Genomic DNA, 6,319 nt, shown 5'->3' with positions numbered 1-6,319 from the left:
AAGGCCGATTTTTTCTAAATCCGACATTTTTCACCCTGACGTAACGTAAAAACAGGGTATAGGCAGGAAAAAATATCTTAAAAAAGACGTCGCGACCATCTATGCTTTTTCAGGTGGTGGATTTGGGTACTTGCAGTCCCATACTGAATGACATAAACTTTGGACGTTGTTCAATGGAAGCCTGCTTCTCTGAAAATATTGAGCGGTTCACAGGAGGAGGCTTCCAATTACCCTCGGAGTTGTCAAAACTTTTATGATCCCCTGACAAAACCGGGAGGGACCTTTTTTACCAAGGTCCCTCTTTCCAATTGGCACTACCTGTGTGACGCAAAGGAAATGCATTGATGATTCCAACGACGCTATCCCTCCTGCATCTGGAGGACGATCTTCTGGACGCAGAGCTGGTGCACCGCGCCTTGAAATCAGGTCATTTGATGTGCGAGGTTAGTTTAGTGACCTGCCTTTCTGATTTTAGCGCCGCTATTTCAGACGACACTTATGACCTGATTATCTCCGATTATAACCTTCCCGATGGCAACGGGTTGCAGGCGTTCAAGCTCGCACAGCATAAAGCGCCTAATACGCCCTTTGTGCTGGTCACCGGCGCGCTGGGTGAAGAACTGGCGATTGAAACGATCAAGCGGGGGGTCGATGACTATGTGCTGAAGAGCAATCTGCCGCGACTGGTAGCAACCGTGCCGAATGTCATCGAGAAAGCCCGGCAGAAATGGGAAAAAAAGCTCGCCCTGGAAGAATTACGGGCCGGGGAAGCTAAATATAGACTGCTGTTTGAAGCCAATCCCCACCCAATGTGGGCATACGATCGCGACAACCTTGCCTTTTTAGCTGTAAATGATGCGGCCGTAGCTCATTACGGCTACAGCCGTGAAGAATTTCTAGCCATGACCATCAAGGATATTCGCCCACCTGAAGACGTCAGCAGACTACAAAAAAATATTATCAACAGGACCAGCGGTCTCGACCGTGCCGGTGTTTGGCGGCACCTCACCAAAGACGGCAGACTGTTAGCCGTTGAGATTATTTCCCACACCATGACCTTTGATGGACACCGGGCTGAAATTGTTCTAGCACACGATATCAGTGATCGTCTAAAAGCGGAAAAAGCTCTGTCCGATCGCAATATCGAACTGCAAAGAGGCAACAGAATTCTTGAGCAGTTTAACTACGCCGTTTCCCATGAGTTAAAAACACCTCTGGTGACGATCGAATCCTCCCTGGGCCTGATTCAAAGCTCCCTGCCGGCAACCATGGACCCCAACTTGACCAGAGTGTTCGGCTATGCCCGTACCGCCGCACGGCAGCTGAATGACCTGCTCGACAGTCTGCTGCTGATGTCCCAAAATGATACGGTGAACAGTGGCTCAGAGGCCGCCCCATTTCGCGTACTGGTACAGGATGCTGTCGATCAACTAGCCAGGGAAAACAAGCTAGAGGGTATCAGGCTGACCATTGCCGAAGAGGGCCCGGAATTATGCGGTGACCTGAACAAGCTGGGACAGATCTGGCTGCACCTGATCGGCAACGCTGCCAAATACAAGGGAGATCAACAACACCCGGCCATTGATATCGGGGCTGAGCAAATCGATCATAATATTCAATTTTTCGTTCGCGACAATGGCAAGGGCATTGAGAGGGCGTACCAGGGTAAAATCTTCGGCTTGTTCAATAAATTCGACAAAACCAGCGATGGCACTGGGTTGGGGCTAACGCTGGTGCAACGGGCTGTTGAGTATTATGGCGGCACCATCCGGGTCGAATCGGCAGGACTCGGCAAGGGGAGTTGTTTTCGCTTTACCTTGCCGGGAGCAATAAAAACAAGGGATCCGCAGTAGTGAATACAGATAAAAAAATTTCCGTATTGATTGTCGAGGATGATCCGGCACATGCCGAGATGATTTGCCCTCATCTCGACGAATCAGGGCGCTTCACTATAAACACCGTGATCACTCTGGAAGAGTGTCACCGGGCTATTCGTTTATCCCCACCCGACATCCTCCTTATTGATCTCAATCTGCCTGACGGCGATGCTATTGAGCTGTTGTCCACCACTGAAATGTCATTTCCAGTCCTGGTCATGACCTCCCAGGGCAGCGAAGAAAAGGCGGTTGAAACACTGAAAGCCGGAGCCCAGGACTATCTGGTCAAGTCCGCCGACACCTTCAGGCAGATGCCCCGGATCGTTGAACAATCATTACGGGAGTGGCGGCTCAAACAGGAACGGGAAGATGCGATTGAGGCGTTACGAAAAAGCGAAAGCCGATTGCGCAAACTCAGTCAGGCCGTCGAACAAAGTCCGGCAGCCGTTATCATCACTGACCTTGATGGCGCTATCGAGTATGTGAACCCGAAATTTACCGACATCACCGGCTACAGCCTATCAGAGGCCCTGGGGGAAAACCCGCGCATGCTGCAATCGGGACTGGTCGATCGTGAACTTTACCGGCAATTGTGGGCACACCTGTTGGCCGGGGAAGAATGGCAAGGCGATTTTATCAACAAGCACAAAAAAGGCCATCTGTTCTGGGAACGGGCGCACATTTCACCCATGCGGGATAAGGGTGGGGAAATAACCCACTACATCGCGGTAAAAGAAGACATTACCACCCAGAAAAATTACGAGAAGGAGCTCGAATACCGCGCCACCCACGACGAACTGACGGGCTTGAGCAACCGCGCCCTGCTGAAGGATCGGCTGGATCAGGCCATCGGCCACGCCAGACGGTCAAAAACCCAGGTAGCGGTCATTATGCTTGACCTTGATCGGTTCAAAATCATTAACGACAACGTCGGTCATGCCCAAGGGGACAAACTGTTAAAGCTGGTGGGCAAGAGGCTGCGTGATGCGGTTCGCCAGGTCGACACGGTGGCCCGCTTTGGCGGCGATGAGTTTGTTGTGCTGCTCGAAGACATCCGCAGCCCTGAAACAGCGGCTCAGGTCGCCGCCAAGATATTGCGGGCCTTAAGTCAGCCCTACGAACTGGCCGGGCGTTCATTCACCCTGACCGCCAGCCTCGGCTTGAGTCTGTTTCCGCAGGATGGCGACAACAGTGACACCCTGATCCGCAATGCCGATGTGGCCATGTACCAGTCGAAGCGCCGTCGAGGTGAATATACTTTTTTTACCGACAGCATGAACGCCCATCTGCTGGAGCTGATGGAACTGGAAAACGCCCTGCGCCAGGCCATCCTCAACAACGAATTTATCCTCCACTATCAACCCCAGATCGACCTTAAAACCGGTCGGATCTGTGGCTGTGAGGCTTTGATCCGCTGGCACACCAGCCGCGGCATCATTCCCCCCGGGCAATTTATTCCCCTGGCGGAAGAAACCGGCCTGATCGTACCCATCGGCACCTGGGTGTTGGAAGAAGCCTGTCGGCAGAATATGGCCTGGCAGGCTGAGGGGCTGGAGCCAATACGCATCTCGGTCAATCTCTCGGCGCGTCAGTTTGAGCAAAACGACCTGACAACCATCGTTCAGGGCGCCCTTGACAACAGCGGCATGCCCGCTGATCTGCTGGAACTGGAACTGACCGAAAGTCTGGTGATGGATGATCCTGAGATGGCTCAAATAGCGCTTAAGGAACTTAAAAAACTGGGTGTTCATTTGAGTCTCGATGATTTCGGTACCGGGTATTCAAGTATGCTTTATCTGCGCAGCTTTCCCTTCGACCAGCTTAAAATTGACCGTGGTTTTGTCGCCGATATCACCACGGACGCGGCAGCAGCAGCCTTGATGAACGGTATCATCAGTATCGCGCACAACCTCCATCTCGAAACAGTGGCAGAAGGGGTTGAATCACAGGAACAACTCAATTCTCTGATCCATTCTAACTGCGACATAGTGCAGGGTTTCCTGTTCAGTAAACCCTTGCCGGCAGAGCAGTACGCCGAGCTTTTGCGCACCGGTGTTAACCTGGGGAGTATCCGCATTAATCGTTGATGCCGGGCAGAAAAGTGCATGAAAACTGCTTTTGGTGAGATGATTGTCTTGCTGATGGTGTTCACGGCTTCCCTTGCAGCTGAGGATGTGGTCGGCTTCATCCGGACAGTGACGGCTGTGGTCTGGGACGGGCTTTGGTGAAAAAGATTGGTGAACGCTACCAAAGGCGCATCCGGGTGGAATCGGCAGGACCCGGCAAAATGAGCTGTTTTCGCTTTACCCTACCGGGGGGGGGGCATTGAGAAAAACTGAAATAACAGAGGAAAACACACCATGAGCGAGAAACCCAGCATCCGGATCCTGATCGTTGAAGATGAACCGGCTCACGTGGAGATGATCTGTCTTCATCTTGAACGGGCCGGCAACATGGATATTCAGCTGGCAGCAAATATGGAAAATTGCCTTGAAGCAATCGCCTCATCCCCCCCCGATATCATTCTGGTTGATCTGCATCTGCCCGATGGTGGTGCGATTGAGCTCTTGTCCAAAATTGACGGTAAGGTTCCGATTATCACCATGACCTCGCGCGGCAGCGAAGAACAGGCGGTTGAGGTTCTCAAGTCTGGGGCTCAGGACTATCTGACCAAATCGCCGGAAACCTTTGCCGCCATGCCGCGCACTGTTGAACGGGCAGTGCGCGAATGGCAACTGCAACGGGACATTGAGCAAGCCAATGAAAAAGTTCGCGCGCAGAAATCTCTGGTGGAGGCACTGCTGCAGAACACTGCGACCCCGATTTTTGTTGTTGACCCGCAGCATCGGGTCCTGATCTGGAACAAGGCCTGCACAGAACTGACCGGGGTCAAAGCGGCAGATGTCGTCGGCACCGACCGCCACTGGAGCGCCTTTTACGCTCAGAAACGTCCTTGCCTGATTGATGTGGTCCTTGAAGGAAGCCCGCCGGAGCTCCTCACAGAATGGTATCCACACCACTCCCGCTCCGAGTCACTGGAGGAAAGTTTACAGGCCGAAGGATGGCGAACCGGACGTGCTGGAGAACCCGTTTATCTGACCTTTAACGCCGCCCTGGTACGCGATACCGACGGCACCGTGATTGCGGCAATTGAAACACTGCAGGACATTACCGCACGTAAAAAGATGGAAGATGACCTGGTCGCCAGCAGGGAAGCCCTCACCCGGCAGCATGAAAAACTCGATCACTTGTTCAAACAGGTGGAACAGGCCAAACAGGAATGGGAAGCGACCCTTGACTGCATGAGTGATATCATCATTCTAGTCGACAAAAAAGGCATGGTCATGCGTTCCAATCGGGCCCTTGATGAGCTGGTCAACGCCCCTTTTACTGACATTCATGGTCATCCCTGGCATGAGCTGCTGGCGATCCCCCAGGGAGCGGAAGACTTGGCACAGGTCCGTTCCCAGGAGTTTTTTCATCAGCCGACCCGGCGCTGGTTTCTGCTCAGCATGTACCCCGTCACAGAATTGGAGTCAAAAGGTACCGCCGGTCAGGTTATTACCTTAAATGATCGCACCGAGATCAAACAGATGACAGCCAAGCTGGAGCAAGCCAATCGTGAGTTAAAACAGGCCCATGTTCAGCAACTGCAATCAGAGAAAATGGCCTCCATCGGTCAACTGGCCGCCGGGGTCGCCCACGAAATCAACAACCCCATTGGCTTTGTGACCAGCAATCTGGGCAGTCTGGAAAAATATGTTGCCAAGCTCAATGAGTTCATCACCTTTTTGAGTAGTGATTTTATGGACAATCTGGATCCTGAACAACGGGAACAGGTTGCCCTGCGGCGCAAACAGCTTAAAATCGATCTGGTCCTCGAAGATATCAATGACCTGCTCGCCGAGTCGCGCGACGGGGTTGAACGGGTCGGGAAAATTGTCCGCGATTTAAAAGGCTTCTCTCGCGTCGATGAGGCAGAGCACAAGATGGCCCATGTTGAGGAGTGCCTGGAAAGCGCCATCAACATTGCCTGGAACGAAATCAAATACAAGGCCACCCTAACCCGTGATTTTGCTGAGTTACCGGCAATCCTCTGCTATCCCGGTCAATTGAACCAGGTATTTGTCAACATGCTGGTCAATGCCGCCCAGGCGATTGATGACCAGGGCACCATCGATGTGGCAACCTGGCAAGAGGGTGATCATGTTTTGATCCGGATCACCGACAGCGGCTGCGGTATTTCTGAAGAGAACTGCAAACGGATTTTTGATCCCTTTTTCACCACCAAGGAAGTCGGCAAAGGTACCGGTCTGGGGTTGAGCATCACCTACGATATTATCAAAAAACATCAGGGCGAGATCCATGTCACCAGCCGGGAAGGTGAAGGCACCCGTTTTACCATCAAGCTACCGGCGCAAAGGGTGGAATCAACCTAACGG

Annotated in this window: 4 protein-coding genes; all 4 read left to right on the top strand. The window is 52.5% G+C overall.

Annotated features, from left to right (window positions below):
• Positions 1-344 precede the first annotated feature (344 nt).
• The 4 genes from ICT70_RS11170 (at position 345) to ICT70_RS11160 (ending at position 6,316) form a co-directional block, all read left to right on the top strand.
• A complete protein-coding gene (locus ICT70_RS11170; protein WP_191156619.1) occupies positions 345-1,853 on the top strand; it encodes a sensor histidine kinase in 1,509 nt (502 codons plus the stop codon).
• Entirely contained in the window at positions 1,853-3,964 is a 2,112-nt protein-coding gene (locus ICT70_RS11165) for an EAL domain-containing protein (RefSeq protein ID WP_191156617.1), read from the top strand. Before ICT70_RS11170 ends, ICT70_RS11165 begins: the two co-directional genes overlap by 1 nt.
• 18 nt (positions 3,965-3,982) lie before the next feature.
• Positions 3,983-4,105 carry a hypothetical protein gene (locus ICT70_RS15115; RefSeq protein ID WP_272977239.1) on the top strand — a complete coding sequence of 41 codons (123 nt, stop codon included), beginning with the start codon at positions 3,983-3,985 and terminating at the stop codon, positions 4,103-4,105.
• A 132-nt stretch (positions 4,106-4,237) separates the two neighbouring features.
• Positions 4,238-6,316, top strand: coding sequence for an ATP-binding protein (locus ICT70_RS11160; RefSeq protein ID WP_191156615.1), 2,079 nt, complete (start codon positions 4,238-4,240; stop codon positions 6,314-6,316).
• Positions 6,317-6,319: the final 3 nt, after the last annotated feature.

The organism is Pelovirga terrestris (assembly GCF_014773365.1).
Taxonomy (GTDB): Bacteria; Desulfobacterota; Desulfuromonadia; order Desulfuromonadales; family Geopsychrobacteraceae; genus Pelovirga; species Pelovirga terrestris.
The sequence above is the reverse complement of the archived record's forward strand: the minus strand, read 5'-3'. Positions and strand labels throughout refer to the sequence as shown.

Bases quoted from the DNA above. Each gene is read 5' to 3' on its own strand.
- ICT70_RS11170 (WP_191156619.1), top strand. From the start codon at position 345: ATGATTCCAACGACGCTATCCCTCCTGCATCTGGAGGACGATCTTCTG.
- ICT70_RS15115 (WP_272977239.1), top strand. From the start codon at position 3,983: ATGAAAACTGCTTTTGGTGAGATGATTGTCTTGCTGATGGTGTTCACG.
- ICT70_RS11160 (WP_191156615.1), top strand. From the start codon at position 4,238: ATGAGCGAGAAACCCAGCATCCGGATCCTGATCGTTGAAGATGAACCG.